Consider the following 16,130-nt stretch of genomic DNA (forward strand, 5'->3'; position numbering starts at 1 on the left):
GGCTTGCCCAAGGCTCACGGCTTGGCGGAACCGCCATCCAGCACGCGGGCGATGCCGTCTGGCCCGAGCTTCAGCGCCACGCGGATCGCCCGTTCGACGAAGGCCTGGGGCGTGAGGCCGGCGAGCTTGGCCCCCCGCGACACGTCGAGGCCGAGGCCGAGATCGATCGCCACCTGCGTCGTGCGGGGGGCAGGAGCCGGTGCTTCCGCCGCCACGCCCGGAGGAGGCACCACCGCCGGGACGGCGGGGGACGGAACCGGCTCGCTCGCCGGAGCCAGTCCGAGGGCCTGCCGCCGGCCCTGTGCCGCCAGCCGGTCGGCGCGCTCGTTGCCGACATTGCCGGTATGGCCCCGCACCCAGGTCCATTTCACGTCGCGGGCGGCGTTGAGGGCGTCGAGTTCCTGCATCAGTTCGACGTTCTTCACCGGCCCGGTGCTGGTGCGCCAGCCCTTCGCCTTCCAGCCGCGCATCCATTCGGTGACCGACTTGATGACGTACTGGCTGTCGCAGCGCATCTCGATCGCCGAGCCGGGGGGGAAATGCGACAGGGCCTTGATCGCCGCCGTCAGTTCCATGCGGTTGTTGGTGGTGGCACGATCACCGCCGCAGAGTTCGACCTTGCCCTCCGGGCCCTCGATCACCACGCCCCAGCCGCCGGGGCCGGGATTGGGATCGCAGCCGCCATCGGCATAGGCGACGGCGCGGGCGAGGGCGGGCTTCGTGGTCGTCATGGCGCTGGTCTCGTGTCCGGGGCAGCGGGGCCCCTAGCACGAGGCGCAGGGTCAGGGCGATTGCGGCGCCGCATCTGCGGGCCGGATCTCGTAATGGATCGGCTTGAAGGCATTGTTGTTCGATTGCAGGGCCGAGCAGGCGGTGAGGCCGATGATGAGGTCGGTCTCGGCCTCGAAGGTCACGTGATCGCCGGCCCGGCTCAGGGGCGGCTCGACCTTCAATTCCCCGGTCTCGCCGTTCACCACGACGTTCATGAACACGTTGAAGGCCACCGGGATGCGGTCCGGTTCGATGCCGTAGGGCGCGAGCGCGGCGGCGAGGTTGCCGAAACAGCCGTGGTGCGGATGTGTGTCGCCATAGATGATCCGGAACGTGTCGGCCGAGCACGGGGTAAGCAGGAAATCGTGCCGCCCCACCGTATCCTCAACGATGCGCAGGAGGACGTTGGAGCGGTTCGAATAGATCGGATCGCCCGTCGTGAGGTAGATGCGGCTGGCGTAATCGAGGGTGCGGCCCGACGAGATCACCTCGTCGCGGTCGGCCACGGAGAAGGCGAGGAGGTCTGCCACCTGTTCGCCCTTAGGGTCGATGATGGTCAGGCGGTCGCCCTTGGCGAGCTCGAAGGCGACGCCGCTGCGGGGCGCGATTTCCTGGCGACGGATCGGGGGGAGGGCGGTGTCAGGCGGCATCGCGGCCATCCTCGGCGAGGCGGTCGTTGTCGCCCTTGGCCCGACCCTGGAACGGGCAGACCCAGTCGCCGCCGACGGCGCGGCCGCTGTACTGGCGCGCCTCGGAGGCATCGCCGTGCCGGGCCAGCATGGGGTTGATCGAGCCGGCCAGCGCCTCGTCGCGGGCGAGGATCGCCGAGCGCAGCCCCTCGTAGCGGCCCTCTTCACGCAGCTGCTCGAACTGTGCGCGCACATTGAAGACGAGGACGGGATGCGAGAAGCGGCGGGCCGGCCGGCTCGCGCCGGGATGCATCCCAACGAGGAAGAATGCCTCGCCACCGAAGGACAGGGCGAAATGCGGGTCATCCGGGTCGGCCTGCACGCGCTTGTCGTAGCGCTGGCCGAGGAAAGCGTCCTTGTCGGACAGGGATTGCACGCGATCCCAGAGGTGCCCCTCGAACCGCTCCTCGGACAGGGGCGACGCATCCTCGAACACCACGGCGAAGCTCTGGAACAGCTTCGGGTTCGCCCGATAGCGACAGATGAAGGCGAGGAGCGCCGGATAGATCCGTGTGTCGTCCCAGCCCGAGGCGACGTCGCGGGCGACCAGCACCTTCAGCTGGCCCTTGGCAAGGGCGGATTTCGCGCCGACGCAAGGGAAGGGCTGATCCTTGATGAAGGCGTGGAATTTCAGCGCGAGGGGATGCACGGAATCGTCGGTGGGAAACAGCATGAGGCTCCGGATCGTCGTCGGTCGAGGCTGACCCCGAGGAGGACATGGCAAACCGATCGCCGCCGGGGAGGTTCCGCCCCGTGCAGGGACAGGTCGTCGCTGTCCACAGGATTTCCCGAGATCAGCCAAGATGAGGGCCGATCCATTGCCGGCTCTGATTTGGGCCGATTGGTCTTGTTTCATACATTGCTCCGAACTCATCGTGCGATCCGCTAGGCACATCTTGAGAGCGACTTGCCGCGGATCTACCGAGACCCTGCTTTGGCTGGCGGCCGGAAGCCGACGGAGCTGGGCCACGACATTCCGATTGCGGAACAGAGCCACCAGTTCCACCATGGCAGACCATGCAGATCCTTATCGTTCCTCCTCAGGCCAGTTGGTCGGCCGAGTTTGCTGCTTTGAAACCTGCTCTGCTTCGGGCGGCACCGGCCGGGTCGTACATCCATCATATTGGCTCGACGGCGGTGCCAGGATTGGCGGCAAAGGATGTGATCGACGTTCAACTGACAGTAGACGACCTTGAACGGGTGGAAGACGCGGCATTCGAGCGAGAGGGCTTCCAAAGTACGCGCATCCTGAGCGACCACTGCCCTCCGAGACTCGAGCTTCCTGCTCGGGAGTTGGAAAAGCGATCCTATCGAGGCCAGGGTCGAGCAGCGAACGTGCACGTCCGACAGAAGGGCCGCTTCAACCAGCGTTTCGCCCTGGTCTGTCGAGACTTTCTGCGTGCCCGGCCCGTTGCCGCCGCTTCTTACGCTTTGATAAAGCAGCGTCTAGCAGAACGTTTTCCGGCTGATGCCGAGGCCTACTACGATATCAAGGACCCTGTGTTCGATATCATTGTCGAAGGCGCCAACGCTTGGGCCGAGCTCGTCGGATGGTTCGAGCCGCCCGGCGACTGATCCTCCGTCAACAGCCATCACGAACACCCCAAGTGGGCACGAAGCGTCCGATGTGATCCGCTAGATATAAGCCGAAGCCAGCGCAGGCGAGTGCGACAGGGCATGGGCCAGGATTTCCAGCGATTGCGCGATTTCCGCGCGGCCGGCCAGGCCGCCGAGGCAGATCCGCACGGCTTCCGGGGCTTCGCCGGCGGCGAGGAAGGCGTCGCTCGCCACCGCGCCGATCCCCGCCGCGCGGGCCTGGCTGGCGAAGGCCGAGCGGGTCCAGCCCTCGGGCAGGGATAGCCAGAGGTGGAAGCCGGCGGGGTCGGCGGTCGCGCCGTGCCGCCCCAGCATCCCGGTGGCGATGCCTTGGCGGACCCGGGATTCCGAGCGGACGAAGGCGAGGATCGCCTCGGCGGTGCCGTCGCCGATCCAGCGCGTGGCGAGGGCCGTGGTGATCGGCGAGGCCATCACCGTGGAGGCGCGCAGGGCCGCCGTCAGCTGGAGCGCCGCCCGCGCGCTGGGCGCCAGCATGTAGGCGAGCCGCAGGCCGGCGCCGAGGCATTTGGCGAGGCCGGCCACGTGATAGGTGATCTCCGGTGCCAGCTGGTAGAAGCTCGTCGCCGGTGTCACCGGCACGAAACCGTAGGCGTCGTCCTCGATGATCGCCACGTTGTAGCGTCGTGCCACGGTGACGATGTCCGCGCGCCGCGCCGGCGAGATGGTGATCGTGGTCGGGTTCTGCAGGGTCGGGTTGAGGTAGAGCGCCTTCGGCGCGTGCCGGGTGCAGGTGGCCGCGAAGGCGGCGGCGTCGATCCCCTCCGCATCCATGGGCAACCCGACGAGGCGCATGCCGAGATGGGCGGCGAGCGCCCGCGCGCCGGGATAGGTCAACGTCTCGCAGCAGATCGTGTCACCCGGTTGCGCCACGAGACTCATCACGGCGCCGATGGCGGCATGGGCGCCGGGGCAGATCAGCAGGCGGTCGCGGGACGCTTCGAGGCCGCGGCGGCGCAGCCATTCGATCGCCGCGTCCTTGTCCTCGGGGGTACCGCCGAAGCCCTGGTAGCGCAGCAGGTTCGGCAGGTCCTCCGAGACCGAAGCGAGGCCGCCCTGCATCCGTGCCAGCAGGGCCGGGTCGTCGGGTTCGGGGGGCAGGTTCATGGTGAAGTCGACGGGGCCGTGCCGGCGCGGGGCCATGATCCTGAGTGCCGGCACCGGCATCGCCGGACCGGCCACGAACGTGCCCTGGCCGACCCTCGCCTCCACGAGGCCACGGCGCTGCGCCTCCACATAGCCGCGCGCCACGGTGGTGAAGTTCAGCTCCAGCCGCTCGGCGAGCGCGCGCTGCGGCGGCAGGCGTTCGGCGACGGCGAGCCGTCCGGTGCGGATATCGTCGGCGATGGCCTCGGCAATGGCGAGGTAATGCGGCTTGCCCCAGCGCCCGAGATCCGGCGTCCAGCCGTCCGGCGGCGGAGATGGGCTCGTCGTCGGCCCGGCGCTGCGGCCCGGCTTCCTCGATCCTCGTCCGATTGCCATCGCAGATCCAGTCAATATCCATCCCATGTTGGATTGTATGGATAGCAATCGTCGTGCCGCCGAACCCCTGAGTTGGTTCCGCATGGAATTCCAGTCAATACAGTCAAATAAGTCGGCAGTATCCGGATGCATGTGTCCAGCATCTATGCATCCGGTGTTCGGTTTTTAGGCATCGTCGCGAGCGAGAGAGATGGCGCATCTCACTGCGTATTGACTGCATGATTGTATGAATTGCCCAGCGTGGAATTGGCTGGATCGCATTGTCTTCGACGCTGGCACACGGATTGCCATCCCCTGATAGGCCGTCGCCGGCAATGATCGCGGCGGACATCGCGATATCAGGGAGTGTTTCCGATGCCAGCCGTCAGTGCCGAGCACCATAAGAAAGGCGATTACTTCGTCGATTACGAAGAGAAGGTCTTCGAGGACGTGAAGGCCGAGCCGGGCCAGAAGGCCCTCGTCACCTTCCACACGGTGGCGTTCGAGGGCTCCATCGGTTTCGTGAACCTGCTGCAGGCCACCCGTCTGCTGCGCAAGGGGTTCGAGACCTCCGTCCTGCTCTACGGGCCGGGCGTGACGCTCGGCGTCCAGCGCGGCTTCCCGACGCTCGGCGACGAGGCCTTCCCCGGCCACATGAACATGAACAACCAGATCGTGAAGTTCCTCTCCGAAGGCGGCAAGGTCTATGCCTGCCGCTTCGCGCTCCAGGCCCTTTACGGCCACGGCGAACCTTCGCTGATCGAGGGTATCCGCCCCATCGCCCCCACCGACGTCCTCGACCTCGTCCTCCTGCACAAGCGCGACAACGCCGTGGTGATCGACACCTGGACGGTGTGAGACAGGACGACCCTCCCACCTCTGCGGGGGAGGGTGCCTGCGGAGCAGGCGGGAGAGGGGGCAACCTCTCCGGAGATGGCGCTCCCCTCTCCCGACCCACTTCGTGGGCCACCCTCTCCCGCAGAGGGGAGAGGGAATGCGCGCGTACCATGTCGAACGAGGAACGGACCCATGTCCGAGTCACGCTTGTCCGAGCCACGCATCGTGCGCGCCGCCGCCGTCCAGATCTCCCCCGATCTGGAGCGGCCGGGCGGGACGCTGGAAAGAGTGCTCGCCGCGACAGACGAAGCGGCGGGCAAGGGCGCGCGGTTCATCGTGTTCCCCGAGACCTTCGTGCCGTACTACCCGTACTTTTCCTTCATCGCCCCGCCGGCGGCGCAGGGGCCGGAGCACCTGCGGCTCTACGAGGGCGCGGTGACGGTGCCGGGGCCGGTGACGCAGGCGGTCTCGGCGGCAGCCCGCCGGCATGGCGCGGTGATCGTGCTCGGCATCAACGAGCGCGACCACGGCTCGCTCTACAACGCGCAGCTGATCTTCGACGCGGATGGGACGCTCCTGCTCAAGCGCCGCAAGATCACGCCGACCTATCACGAGCGCATGATCTGGGGGCAGGGCGACGGTGCCGGCCTCACCGTGGTCGAGACGGCGGTTGGCCGGGTCGGGGCTCTCGCCTGCTGGGAGCATTACAACCCGCTCGCCCGCTACGCCCTGATGGCGCAGCACGAGGAGATCCACGCGGCCCAGTTCCCCGGCTCCATGGTGGGTCAGATCTTCGCCGACCAGATGGAGGTGACGATCCGGCACCACGCCCTGGAGGCCGCCGCCTTCGTCGTCAACGCCACCGGCTGGCTCACCGAGGCGCAGATCGCAAAAATCTCTCCCGACGAGCGGATGCGCGGGGCCCTGCGCGGCGGCAATTGCACCGCCATCGTCTCGCCCGAGGGCAAGCATCTCGTTCCGCCGATGACGGAAGGCGAGGGCATCCTCGTCGCCGACATGGACATGGCGCTCGTCACCAAGCGCAAGCGGATGATGGATTCGGTCGGCCACTACGCCCGCCCCGAACTCCTCAGCCTCAACCACGACGCGCGTCCCGCCCGCACGGTGGTGACCACGCCCGCATCGGACATCCCGCATCCCCGGAGCACCGACCATGAGCGACTCTCCGCTGCTGACCTCCCCGGCCGCTTCGTCGCCGGCGCCGTCCCCGGTCTACCAGGGGATGCCGACGGAGCACCTGATCAACGCCCTGCAATCCTACGGAGTCAGGCTGGCTGACACCCGCGCCGGTGTCGCCAGCCGCCGGGGCGGGGCCGGGCCCTCCGACCACAAGGCGATGACCATCGCCGGCCGCACCGTGATGGTGCCGGTCCATACGGCGGGCGCCTTCGATTCACCCTACCTCGTGCGCCGGCCCGATGCCGACGGGTCGAGCGTGATCGAGCATGACGGCACGGTGATCGGCCGGGTGACGTTTCCGGGCAAGCCGCGCTTCTACGGGCTCCAGACCCTCGACGGGGTGCCCTATTCGAAGATCGCCGTGCTGCACGGTCGCGACGTGCTCGCCACCACGGTGCTGCAGACCTGCATCCGCTACCAGAGCCGCACCAAGACCTGCCGGTTCTGCTCCATCGGGCAGTCGCTCGCGGCCGGCCGCACCATCGCCCACAAGACGCCGCAGCAACTCGCCGAGGTTGCCCGCGCCGCCGTCCTCCTCGACGGCGTCAAGCACATGGTGATGACCACGGGCACGCCCAACGCCACCGACCGCGGCGCCGCGGTCCTGTGCGAGAGCGCCTTCGCGGTGAAGGCGGCCGTCGACCTGCCGATCCAGGCCCAGTGCGAGCCGCCGGACGACGACCGCTGGTTCGCCAGGCTGAAGGCGTCGGGCGTCGATGCGCTCGGCCTGCATCTCGAGGCGGTGACGCCGGAGGTGCGCGCCGCGATCATGCCCGGCAAGGCGAGCGTGCCGTTGGATCGCTACGTCCAGGCCTTCGCCGCCGCCGTGCCGGTCTTCGGCAAGGGTCAGGTCTCGACCTACATCCTCGCCGGTCTCGGCGACACGGCGGAAGCCATCCTGACGATGTCCGAGCGCCTGATCGGCATGGGCGTCTACCCGTTCGTGGTGCCGTTCGTGCCGATTTCCGGCACGCCGCTGGAGGACCATCCCGCCCCCTCGCCGGATTTCATGCATTCCGTGCTCCAGCCGCTCGCGGCGATGCTGGCGGGGGCGGGGTTGCGCTCCACCGACATCAAGGCCGGCTGCGGACGCTGCGGCGCCTGCTCGGCCCTCTCCACCTACGAGCGGTGAGCGGGACGATGTTCGAGCCCGTTCCGGCCTACCGGTCGAGCCATTTCCGGATCAAGTTCGCCACCGCTCCCTGGGAGCGGGCCGGCACGGCGTCCCTGCGACGGCAGGTCTTCTGCGCCGAGCAGGGGATCTTCGAGGGCGACGACCGCGATGCCGTCGACGCGGTGGCGATCCCGATCTGCGCCCTCTCGACCCTCGGTGGCGCCCCGGATGCCGTCGTCGGCACCGTGCGCATCCACGAGACCGCCGACCGGCCCGGCGAATGGTGGGGCTCGCGCCTCGCGGTGGCCCGCGACTACCGCCGGGTCGGGGCGCTCGGCGCCGGCCTGATCCATGTGGCGGTGGCCTCGGCGCATGCGCGGGGCTGCACCCGCTTCCTCGCCCATGTGCAGAGCGCCAACGCGCCCCTGTTCCAGGCGCTGCACTGGACGAGCCTCACCGAGGTCGAACTGCATGGCCGCGCCCATCACCTGATGCAGGCCGATCTCGCGCATTTCCCGCCCATGGTCGACCCCGAGCGCGGCCTCGTCACGCTCCTCCGGCGGACGGCCTGACCATGACCCTGCCGCCCTCCCTCGCCGAGATCGCCCACGGCATCCGCAACGGGCGCGGCCTCGCCCACAAGCGGGACATCGACGCCGTGATCGGCCGGCTCGGCCTCGGCGGGCGCGCCGCCGCCGTACCGCTCGGCGACGATTGCGCCGCGATCCCCGACGGGGACGGCTACCTGCTCCTGGCCATCGAGGGGTTCATGGACGGGTTCGTGGCCGCCGATCCGTATTTCGCCGGGTTCTGCGGGGTGATGGTCAATGTCAGCGACATCGCCGCCATGGGCGGACGCCCCATCGCGGTGGTCGATGCCCTGTGGAGCCGCGACCAGTCCCATGCCGATCCGGTCCTGGCCGGCTTGAGGGCGGGGGCCGAGACCTTCGGCGTGCCGGTGGTCGGCGGGCACAGCAACACCCGCAACGCGGGCGAGCATCTCGCTGTCGCCATCCTCGGCCGGGCAAAGCGCCTCCTCACCAGCTTCGACGCCATGCCCGGCGACAGCCTCGTCGCGGCGATCGACCTGCGCGGCCGCTTTCGCGATCCGCACCCCTATTGGGATGCGGCCACCGGTGCCCCGGCCGAGCGCCTGCGCGCTGACACCGCGATCCTCGCCGGCATCGCCGAGGACGGCCTCGCCAAGGCCGCCAAGGACATCAGCATGGCCGGCCTCGTCGGCACGGCGCTGATGCTGCTCGAATGCTCCCGCGTCGGCGCCGCCATCCGGCTGGACCGCATCCCGCGCCCCGAGGGGATCGGTCTCGCCCGCTGGCTCACCGCCTTTCCGAGCTTCGGCTACCTCCTCAGCGTGCCGCCGTCGAACGTCGCGCCGGTCCTCCGGCGCTTCACGGATCGCGGGATCGCCGCCTCCGTCATCGGCGGCGTCGATGCGGGCCGCATCGCGACGGTGTCCGACGGGACGGAAGAGGCCGTGGTCTGGGACTTCGCCGCGAGCCCCCTGATCGGCTGCGGGCAGGAGACGTGACGAGAATGACCGGGCCTCTCCGCATCGCGATCCTCGCGCATTCCACCCATCCGCGCGGCGGGGTGGTCCACGCCCTGGCGCTGGGCGAAGCGCTCGCCGCCCTCGGCCACAGCGCGACGGTCCATGCGCCGGATCCTTCGGGGACCGGCTTTTTCCGCAAGACGTCCTGTCCGGTGATCTCGGTGGCGGCGCGGCCGGTCTCGGGATCGACGGTGGACCTCGTCCGCACCCGGATCGAGGATTACCTGCGCCATTTCGCGTCGCCGGCGGCCTGCGACTACGACGTCTTCCATGCCCAGGACGCGATCAGCGGCAACGCGCTCTCCACCCTCACCCGCCGCCGCCTGATCCCCGGCTTCGTCCGCACGGTCCACCACGTCGACCTCTTCTCCGATCCGCAGCTCGCCTACTGGCACGACCGGGCGATCTTCGACGCCACCGCGCTCCTCTGCGTCAGCAGCCTGTGGCAGGGCGCGCTCACGCGGGATTACGGGCTCGCCGCCCTCAATGTCGGCAACGGTGTCGATACCGACGCCTTCGGGCCCGAGCCGGGGGAGGGGGACACTGCATTGCGGAGCGAGTGGGGCCTCGGCGAGGGGCCGATCCTCCTCAGCGTCGGCGGGTTCGAGGAGCGCAAGAACAGCCTCGCCATCATCGAGGCCTTCGCCCGGCTGAGGCAGGAGCGGCCGGCGGCGCAGCTCCTCGTCGTCGGCGGCGCCTCGCTCCTCGACCATTCCGGCTATCAGGCCCGCTGCCGCGCGGCCCTCGACCGCAACGGCCTCGATGTCGGCCCCGGCCGTCCGGTGGTGCAGACGGGGCCGGTGCCCCAGGCCGCGATGCCGGCCCTCTACCGCCTCGCCGACGCCCTGGTGTTTCCCTCCCTCAGGGAGGGATTCGGCCTCTGCGTGCTCGAGGCGATGGCGAGCGGCACGCCGACCATCGTCTCCGACCGGGCTCCCTTCACCGAGTATCTCACGGCCGCGGACACGGTGTTCGTCGACCCGGACGACGAGGGATCGGTCCTCCACGGCATGCGCGCCGCCCTCCGGCCCTCCGCCAGGGAGCGGTTGGCCAAAGCGGGCCTCGCCGTCGCCGAAGCGCATTCCTGGCGCGCCTGCGCCGAGAAGCACCGCCCGGTTTACGCGTCCCTCGCCGCCCGCAAACAGGAGATGTCGGATGCCTGAAATGCATTTTCACGTGCGCTGGCCCGATGGCCAACGCGAGGCCTGCTATTCGCCCTCCCTCGTGATCAAGGAGCATTTCGGGGTCGGCGAGACCTATGCCGTCGCCGATTTCGTCGCCCGCAGCCGGGCGGCGCTGACCATCGCCAGCGCGCGCGTGGAGGCCCGCTACGGCTTCCCCTGCAGCCTCGCCCTCGGACAGCTCGCCCGGATCGAGGCGCGGGCGACGGCGCTCTCCGCCACGCCCGACGCCCGCGTCACCGTCGAAGCCTTCGAGGAATAGCGGCCCGAGCCGGAAGGACGCCCCCATGGACCAGACCCCGACGCCCCCCTCGCACCATCCGGTCATCGTCGTCGGCGGCGGCCAGGCCGGCCTGTCGATGAGCTATCAGCTCCGCCGGCACGGCATCGACCACATCGTGTTCGAGAAGAACACCATCGCCCATGCCTGGAAGACCCAGCGCTGGGACAGCTTCTGCCTGGTGACGCCGAACTGGCAGTGCCAGCTGCCGGGCTTCCCCTATCCGGGTGAGGAGCCCCACGGCTTCATGCCCAGGGACGAGATCGTCGGCTACATCGAGGCCTATGCAAGGGCGATCGAGGCCCCCGTGGCCGAGGGCGTGGCGGTGACCGCGATCCGGCGCAGGCCTAAGGGCGGCTTCAGCGTGGCGACGAGCCGGGGCGAACACACCGCCGATCAGGTGGTGATGGCAATCAGCGGCTATCACGTGCCCGCGATCCCGGCCTTCGCCGCACGCCTGCCCGCCGGATTACGGCAGATCCACTCCTCGACCTATCGCAATCCGAGTCAGATGCCGGACGGCGCGGTGCTGGTGGTAGGCTCCGGCCAGTCCGGCTGCCAGATCGCCGAGGACCTTCACCTGTCCGGCCGCAAGGTCCATCTCGTGGTGGGCTCGGCTCCGCGCTGCCCGCGCGTTCATCGCGGGCGCGATGCCGTCGATTGGCTCGCCGATATGGGCCAGTACGACCTCCCCGTGGAGGACCATCCGCTCAAGGAGGATGTGCGGCGCAAGGCCAACCACTACCTCACCGGCCGGGACGGGGGCCGCGACATCGACCTGCGCCACTTCGCCCTGGAAGGCATGAGCCTCCACGGCCGCCTCGAATCCATCGACGGCCCGGTGCTCCGTTTCGCCGACGATCTCGCTCGGAATCTCGATAACGCGGATGCGGTCTATACCGGCATCCAGGGCGCCATCGACAGGCACATCGCCGCCAAGGGGATCGCCGCTCCCGAACAGGCGCATTATACCCCGCTCTGGGTGCCGGGACCTCACGCACCGAGCCTCGATGCCGAGGCGGCCGGCATCGGCAGCGTGATCTGGGCGACGGGCTTCCGCGCCGATTACGGCTTCATCGACGCCCCCGCCTTCGACGGGCGCGGCCTCCCGATCCACACGCGCGGCGTGACCCCGGTGGACGGCCTCTATGTCGTCGGCCTACCCTGGCTCCACACCTGGGGCTCCGGCCGCTTCTCCGGGATCGCGCGGGATACGGAGTATCTGGCCGAGCGGGTGGTGGAGTTGCGGGCGAAACGCTCTGTCGGGGAGTCGCTGTCGTTGGCGAGTTGAGCCGACTGCCGTCAGCGAACGACCCGGACCGCCGCGGATGGCCCGGATCGCTTGGTGGTTCCATCATTCCGTCGCTTCGATCACCCGATGATCTTGTCGATGGTGATCGGCAGGTCGCGGATGCGTTTGCCGGTGGCGTGGAACACCGCGTTGGCGATCGCCGCCGCCGTGCCGACGATGCCGATCTCGCCCAGCCCCTTGACGCCCATCGGGTTGGCCTTGTCGTCTTCCTCCACGAAGATCACGTCGATGTCGTGGATGTCGGCATTCACCGGCACATGGTACTCGCCGAAATTGTGGTTCATGAACCGGCCGACCGTATGGTCGAGCATGGACTCTTCCTCCAGCGCCGAGCCAATCCCCATGACCACGCCGCCGAGAATCTGGCTGCGGGCGGTCTTGAGGTTGATGATCCGGCCCGCCGCGATGGCCGAGACGATCCGGGTGAGGCGGACCTGGCCCAACTCCTCGTCGATCTTCACTTCCGCGAACACGGCCGAGTGGGTGTAGGAGGCGAACTCCTTCATGTGGCCCGCATCCGGACCGGCGCTCTCGGTCGCCTCGACCTTGTCGACGCCGGCCGCCTTCATGGCGTCCACGAGGGAGACGCTGCGCGACGGGTCGCCCGCCATCTCGATCCGGCCGCCGGTGAAGACGACGCGCTCGAGATCGACATTGGCGAGCGGCGAGTCGTCCATGGCACGGGCCATGGCGAAGACATCCGCCGCGATCTTGCGGCAGGCCTTCATCACCGCCGTGCCGGACGAGGCCGCCGTCCACGAGCCGCCGGCCACGGGCGCCTCGGCGAGGTCGGTGTCGCCGAGCTTCGTCGTCACGTCTTCCATCGGCAGGCCGAGGGCATCGGCGGCGATCTGGGTAAGGATCGTATAGGTGCCCGTGCCGATATCGCCGGTGGAATTACCGACCACCAGCTTGCCGTCGGCGGTGAGCGTCGCCTGGGCCGCGGATTTCTGCATCAGCGCTTCCCACACGCCGGTGGCCATGCCCCAGCCGACGAGTTCCTTGCCGTCGCGCATGGAACGCGGCTCGGGATTGCGCTCGGACCAGCCGAAGCGCTCGGCGCCCTGCTCGTAGCAAGCGCGCAGGGCCTTCGAGCCGAAGGGCTTGTCCTCGGTGGGGTCGCGGTCGGTGTAGTTCTTGAGGCGTACCGCGATCGGGTCCTGGCCGGTGGCATGGGCCAGTTCGTCCATGGCGATCTCGAGGGCGAACACCCCCGTCACCGCCCCCGGCGCCCGCATGTCGGCGGGGGTGTAGGTGTCGATCTGCGTCAGCTTGTAGTCGAGGGAGACGTTCTCGCAGGCTCCGTAGAGGATGGCCGACCAGTTGACCACGACCTCCTGGTAATCCTCGAACCGCGAGGTACCCGACAGGGCATCGTGCTTGATCGACCGGAGCTTGCCCCCCTCGTCCGCGCCGAGGGAGATGGTCTGGCGCACGTCGGGGCGGTAGCCGAAGGTGAACATCTGGTCGCGTGTGAGGGTCACCCGCACCGAACGTTCGAGCTCACGCGCGGCCATGACCGCGAGGAAGAGCTGGTATTGCGGGCGCAGGCCGAGGCCGAAGCCGCCGCCGAGATACGGGTTGAGCACCCGCACCTTGTCCTTGTCCATGCCGAACACGCCCGCGATGTAGCCCTGGCTGTTCGAGACACCCTGGATCTTGTCGTAGACGGTGATCGCGCCGTCGCCGTCCCATACCACCGTGGAGGCGTGCGGCTCCATCGGGTTGTGGTGCTCCACGGCGAGCGTGTAGTCGCCTCGCAGCTGTATCGGGGCCGAAGCGAAGGCGGCATCGGCATCGCCCCAGGGCTCGGGCGGCGGCTTGATGCCGGCGCGCTTCTTCGGCGGCTCGTAGCCGAATTCGCGCTGGCGCTCGACGTCGGTCAGCGGCTCCTCGGCCTCGTAGGAGACCTTCACCAGGGACGCGGCATAGCGGGCGGTGCCGAAATCCTCGGCTACCACAAGGGCCACCGGCTGGCCGCTGTAATGGATCTTGTCGTCGTAGAAGGCACGAAACGGTGAGCCGGGGGGCGCCACGGCGTCCTGGTAATTGTAATCGAGCCAGGCCGTGCGCGGCCGGTTCTCGTGGGTGAAGACCTTGAGCACACCGGGCACGGCTTCCGCCGCCGCGCTGTCGATGGCGGTGATGCGGCCCTTGGCGATCCCACCGGAGACGACGTAGCCATGGGCGAGATCGGCGGCGGTGAATTCACCCGCGTATTTCGCGAGGCCGGTGACCTTGGCGGGGCCGTCGACGCGGCTACGCGCGGTGCCGACGAAGCTGTCCGTGCCGGTGGAGGAGATGCTGTTTGCCATGTCTGGACGGGTCCTCAGGCGATGCGCTTGTCGGATTGCGACTGGGGCGTGCCGGCAGCGGCCTGGGTCAGGCCCCGGATGATGGCGCGCCGGGCGAGCTCGATCTTGAAACCGTTCTCGGATTGGGGCTTGGCCTCCCGCATCACGATCTCGGCGGCGGCCTCGAAACTCTCGCGGGTGGCGGACTTGCCCTTGAGGGAGGCCTCCGCCTCGGTATTGCGCCAAGGCTTGTGCGCGACGCCGCCGAGGGCGAAGCGGGCCTCGGTGATCGTGTCGCCGTCGCGCTTCATCACGGCGGCCACCGAAACCAGGGCGAAGGCGTAGGAGAGCCTGTCGCGCAGCTTCAGGTAGGTGTGGTGGCCGGCGAAATCCGCGTCCGGAAGATCGACGGAGAGGACGATCTCGTCCGCCTTCAGGGTGGTGTCGTATTGCGGTGTGTCCCCCGGCAGGCGGTGGAACTCGGCGAAGGGGATGCGGCGCTCGCCGCCCGGTCCGGTGACGCGGACCTCAGCCTCGAGGGCCGCCAGCGCCACGCACATGTCGGACGGGTGGGTGGCGATACATGCCTCGCTGGTGCCGAAGATGGCGTGGATGCGGTTGACGCCGCCGATCGCCTGACAGCCCGAGCCCGGCTCGCGCTTGTTGCAGGGCGTCGCCTCGTCATAGAAATAATAGCAGCGGGTGCGCTGGTTGAGGTTGCCGCCCGTGGTGGCGGCATTGCGCAGCTGGCCCGAGGCACCGGCCAGGATCGCGCTCGACAGAAGCGGGTAGCGCTCCTTGATGCGCTCGTCGTAGGCCACCGTAGAGTTTGTGACGAGGGCGCCGATGCGCAGGCCCCCGTCATGCTCCTCGATGGCCTCCAAGGGCAGGCGGGTGATGTCGACGAGGCGCTCGGGCCGTTCGACATTGTACTTCATCAGATCGACGAGGTTGGTGCCGCCGGCGATGAAGCGGGCATTGGCGGCGGAGCCGATGGCCCGCACCGCCTCCTCGACCGTGGTCGGACGAACGTAATCGAAGCGGTTCATCGGGCAGCTCCCGCGTGCATCACGTCTTCGATGGCATCGACGATGTTGGTGTAGGCGCCACAGCGGCAGATGTTGCCGCTCATGGCCTCGCGGATTTCTTCGCGCGACGTGGCGTGACCTTCCGCGATCATGCCGGCCGCCGAGCAGAGCTGGCCGGGGGTGCAATAGCCGCATTGGAAGGCGTCGCGTTCCACGAAGGCGGCCTGGAGCGGATGCATCGCGCCGTCCTGGCCGCCGTGCTTGGCCAGCCCCTCGACGGTGACGACCTCGGCGCCGTCCTTCATCACGGCGAGCGCGAGGCAGGAATTGATGCGCGTGCCGTTCACCAGCACGGTGCAGGCGCCGCACTGGCCGTGGTCGCAGCCCTTCTTGGTGCCGGTGAGGTCGAGATCCTCGCGCAGCAGGTCGAGGAGGGTGGTCCACGGCGCCACCTGAAGCTCACGAACCTCGCCGTTGATGGTCAGGCTGATGCCGATGGTGGCCGGAGCGCCGGGCGATCCGCTGTCGATGAGCATGGGCGTGTCCTGAAGGATCAGGGGCCGGGCAGAGCACCGGCCGCGTTTCTCGTATGGGCGGAGGCACGAGGGGAAGAAACGTCCACGCCCCGCGCCGGTCCACTCGATAACCGTTCCAATCTGTGCCTGTTCCCGGAAGGGTGGTTTCCGTGTCGATCCTCGAAAGCGTGGCGAGCGGCGTTGGAGTGTCATCCGAGCCCACGACGCTCACCGACTTGGTTTGCGCCCGCCCATCCCCTCGGC

16 protein-coding genes are annotated in these 16,130 nt (G+C 68.7%); 9 read left to right on the forward strand and 7 right to left on the reverse strand.

Features of this window, described 5'->3' with window-relative positions; genetic code table 11:
• Positions 1-14 precede the first annotated feature (14 nt).
• Genes rnhA through gntA form a run of 3 tightly spaced genes read right to left on the reverse strand, consistent with a single transcriptional unit; the run spans position 15 to position 2,133 of the window.
• Positions 15-731, reverse strand: coding sequence for a ribonuclease HI (gene rnhA, locus MBTS_RS15160; protein WP_018041834.1), 717 nt, complete (start codon positions 729-731; stop codon positions 15-17).
• 51 nt (positions 732-782) lie between these two features.
• Positions 783-1,430 carry a DUF1989 domain-containing protein gene (locus tag MBTS_RS15165; protein ID WP_056147698.1) on the reverse strand — a complete coding sequence of 216 codons (648 nt, stop codon included), beginning with the start codon at positions 1,428-1,430 and terminating at the stop codon, positions 783-785.
• Positions 1,411-2,133 carry a guanitoxin biosynthesis heme-dependent pre-guanitoxin N-hydroxylase GntA gene (gntA, locus tag MBTS_RS15170; RefSeq protein WP_056147696.1) on the reverse strand — a complete coding sequence of 241 codons (723 nt, stop codon included), beginning with the start codon at positions 2,131-2,133 and terminating at the stop codon, positions 1,411-1,413. The genes MBTS_RS15165 and gntA overlap by 20 nt, the downstream gene beginning before the upstream one ends.
• A 344-nt stretch (positions 2,134-2,477) precedes the next feature.
• On the opposite strand from gntA, the gene MBTS_RS15175 reads away from it, so the two are divergent.
• Positions 2,478-3,035: a GrpB family protein gene (locus tag MBTS_RS15175; RefSeq protein ID WP_056147693.1), complete on the forward strand. Its 558-nt coding sequence runs from the start codon at positions 2,478-2,480 to the stop codon at positions 3,033-3,035.
• A 60-nt stretch (positions 3,036-3,095) separates the two neighbouring features.
• Here the strand turns inward: MBTS_RS15175 and MBTS_RS15180 are convergent, their stop codons facing one another.
• Positions 3,096-4,556: an aminotransferase-like domain-containing protein gene (locus tag MBTS_RS15180; RefSeq protein ID WP_056147688.1), complete on the reverse strand. Its 1,461-nt coding sequence runs from the start codon at positions 4,554-4,556 to the stop codon at positions 3,096-3,098.
• 354 nt (positions 4,557-4,910) lie between these two features.
• Here MBTS_RS15180 and MBTS_RS15185 point away from each other — a divergent pair, with 354 nt between their 5' ends.
• From MBTS_RS15185 to MBTS_RS15220, 8 genes are all read left to right on the forward strand, one after another.
• Positions 4,911-5,393 carry an MSMEG_0572/Sll0783 family nitrogen starvation response protein gene (locus tag MBTS_RS15185; protein ID WP_018041839.1) on the forward strand — a complete coding sequence of 161 codons (483 nt, stop codon included), beginning with the start codon at positions 4,911-4,913 and terminating at the stop codon, positions 5,391-5,393.
• 186 nt (positions 5,394-5,579) lie between these two features.
• Positions 5,580-6,671 (forward strand): Nit6803 family nitrilase, encoded by a 1,092-nt coding sequence (locus MBTS_RS15190; RefSeq protein ID WP_187273373.1) that lies wholly within the window; start codon positions 5,580-5,582, stop codon positions 6,669-6,671.
• Positions 6,616-7,704, forward strand: a complete 1,089-nt coding sequence (locus tag MBTS_RS15195) for an MSMEG_0568 family radical SAM protein (protein ID WP_056147683.1) — start codon at positions 6,616-6,618, stop codon at positions 7,702-7,704. The genes MBTS_RS15190 and MBTS_RS15195 overlap by 56 nt, the downstream gene beginning before the upstream one ends.
• A gap of 8 nt (positions 7,705-7,712) precedes the next feature.
• Positions 7,713-8,258: an MSMEG_0567/Sll0786 family nitrogen starvation N-acetyltransferase gene (locus tag MBTS_RS15200; RefSeq protein WP_056147680.1), complete on the forward strand. Its 546-nt coding sequence runs from the start codon at positions 7,713-7,715 to the stop codon at positions 8,256-8,258.
• Positions 8,259-8,260: 2 nt separating this feature from the next.
• Complete coding sequence (locus MBTS_RS15205) at positions 8,261-9,235, forward strand: sll0787 family AIR synthase-like protein (protein ID WP_056147676.1); 975 nt, start codon at positions 8,261-8,263, stop codon at positions 9,233-9,235.
• A gap of 5 nt (positions 9,236-9,240) precedes the next feature.
• Positions 9,241-10,419, forward strand: a complete 1,179-nt coding sequence (locus MBTS_RS15210) for an MSMEG_0565 family glycosyltransferase (protein WP_147831040.1) — start codon at positions 9,241-9,243, stop codon at positions 10,417-10,419.
• Positions 10,412-10,699, forward strand: coding sequence for an MSMEG_0570 family nitrogen starvation response protein (locus tag MBTS_RS15215; protein WP_056248311.1), 288 nt, complete (start codon positions 10,412-10,414; stop codon positions 10,697-10,699). Before MBTS_RS15210 ends, MBTS_RS15215 begins: the two co-directional genes overlap by 8 nt.
• A gap of 25 nt (positions 10,700-10,724) precedes the next feature.
• Complete coding sequence (locus MBTS_RS15220; protein ID WP_192215957.1) at positions 10,725-12,008, forward strand: MSMEG_0569 family flavin-dependent oxidoreductase; 1,284 nt, start codon at positions 10,725-10,727, stop codon at positions 12,006-12,008.
• Between the two features lie 80 nt (positions 12,009-12,088).
• Here MBTS_RS15220 and MBTS_RS15225 read toward each other — a convergent pair whose 3' ends face one another.
• Genes MBTS_RS15225 through MBTS_RS15235 form a run of 3 tightly spaced genes read right to left on the reverse strand, consistent with a single transcriptional unit; the run spans position 12,089 to position 15,887 of the window.
• A complete protein-coding gene (locus tag MBTS_RS15225) occupies positions 12,089-14,344 on the reverse strand; it encodes a xanthine dehydrogenase family protein molybdopterin-binding subunit (RefSeq protein WP_192215958.1) in 2,256 nt (751 codons plus the stop codon).
• Positions 14,345-14,358: 14 nt separating this feature from the next.
• A complete protein-coding gene (locus MBTS_RS15230; RefSeq protein ID WP_056248300.1) occupies positions 14,359-15,372 on the reverse strand; it encodes an FAD binding domain-containing protein in 1,014 nt (337 codons plus the stop codon).
• A complete protein-coding gene (locus MBTS_RS15235) occupies positions 15,369-15,887 on the reverse strand; it encodes a (2Fe-2S)-binding protein (RefSeq protein WP_147831032.1) in 519 nt (172 codons plus the stop codon). Before MBTS_RS15235 ends, MBTS_RS15230 begins: the two co-directional genes overlap by 4 nt.
• Positions 15,888-16,130 lie beyond the last annotated feature (243 nt).

Source organism: Methylobacterium bullatum, from assembly GCF_014845095.1.
Taxonomy (GTDB): domain Bacteria; phylum Pseudomonadota; class Alphaproteobacteria; order Rhizobiales; family Beijerinckiaceae; genus Methylobacterium; species Methylobacterium bullatum.

What these genes read in the sequence shown, in the direction of transcription:
- rnhA (WP_018041834.1), bottom strand. Translation starts at nt 731, where the DNA reads ATGACGACCACGAAGCCCGCCCTCGCCCGCGCCGTCGCCTATGCCGAT.
- MBTS_RS15165 (WP_056147698.1), bottom strand. Translation starts at nt 1,430, where the DNA reads ATGGCCGCGATGCCGCCTGACACCGCCCTCCCCCCGATCCGTCGCCAG.
- gntA (WP_056147696.1), bottom strand. Translation starts at nt 2,133, where the DNA reads ATGCTGTTTCCCACCGACGATTCCGTGCATCCCCTCGCGCTGAAATTC.
- MBTS_RS15175 (WP_056147693.1), top strand. Translation starts at nt 2,478, where the DNA reads ATGCAGATCCTTATCGTTCCTCCTCAGGCCAGTTGGTCGGCCGAGTTT.
- MBTS_RS15180 (WP_056147688.1), bottom strand. Translation starts at nt 4,556, where the DNA reads ATGGCAATCGGACGAGGATCGAGGAAGCCGGGCCGCAGCGCCGGGCCG.
- MBTS_RS15185 (WP_018041839.1), top strand. Translation starts at nt 4,911, where the DNA reads ATGCCAGCCGTCAGTGCCGAGCACCATAAGAAAGGCGATTACTTCGTC.
- MBTS_RS15195 (WP_056147683.1), top strand. Translation starts at nt 6,616, where the DNA reads ATGCCGACGGAGCACCTGATCAACGCCCTGCAATCCTACGGAGTCAGG.
- MBTS_RS15200 (WP_056147680.1), top strand. Translation starts at nt 7,713, where the DNA reads ATGTTCGAGCCCGTTCCGGCCTACCGGTCGAGCCATTTCCGGATCAAG.
- MBTS_RS15205 (WP_056147676.1), top strand. Translation starts at nt 8,261, where the DNA reads ATGACCCTGCCGCCCTCCCTCGCCGAGATCGCCCACGGCATCCGCAAC.
- MBTS_RS15210 (WP_147831040.1), top strand. Translation starts at nt 9,241, where the DNA reads ATGACCGGGCCTCTCCGCATCGCGATCCTCGCGCATTCCACCCATCCG.
- MBTS_RS15215 (WP_056248311.1), top strand. Translation starts at nt 10,412, where the DNA reads ATGCCTGAAATGCATTTTCACGTGCGCTGGCCCGATGGCCAACGCGAG.
- MBTS_RS15220 (WP_192215957.1), top strand. Translation starts at nt 10,725, where the DNA reads ATGGACCAGACCCCGACGCCCCCCTCGCACCATCCGGTCATCGTCGTC.
- MBTS_RS15225 (WP_192215958.1), bottom strand. Translation starts at nt 14,344, where the DNA reads ATGGCAAACAGCATCTCCTCCACCGGCACGGACAGCTTCGTCGGCACC.
- MBTS_RS15230 (WP_056248300.1), bottom strand. Translation starts at nt 15,372, where the DNA reads ATGAACCGCTTCGATTACGTTCGTCCGACCACGGTCGAGGAGGCGGTG.
- MBTS_RS15235 (WP_147831032.1), bottom strand. Translation starts at nt 15,887, where the DNA reads ATGCTCATCGACAGCGGATCGCCCGGCGCTCCGGCCACCATCGGCATC.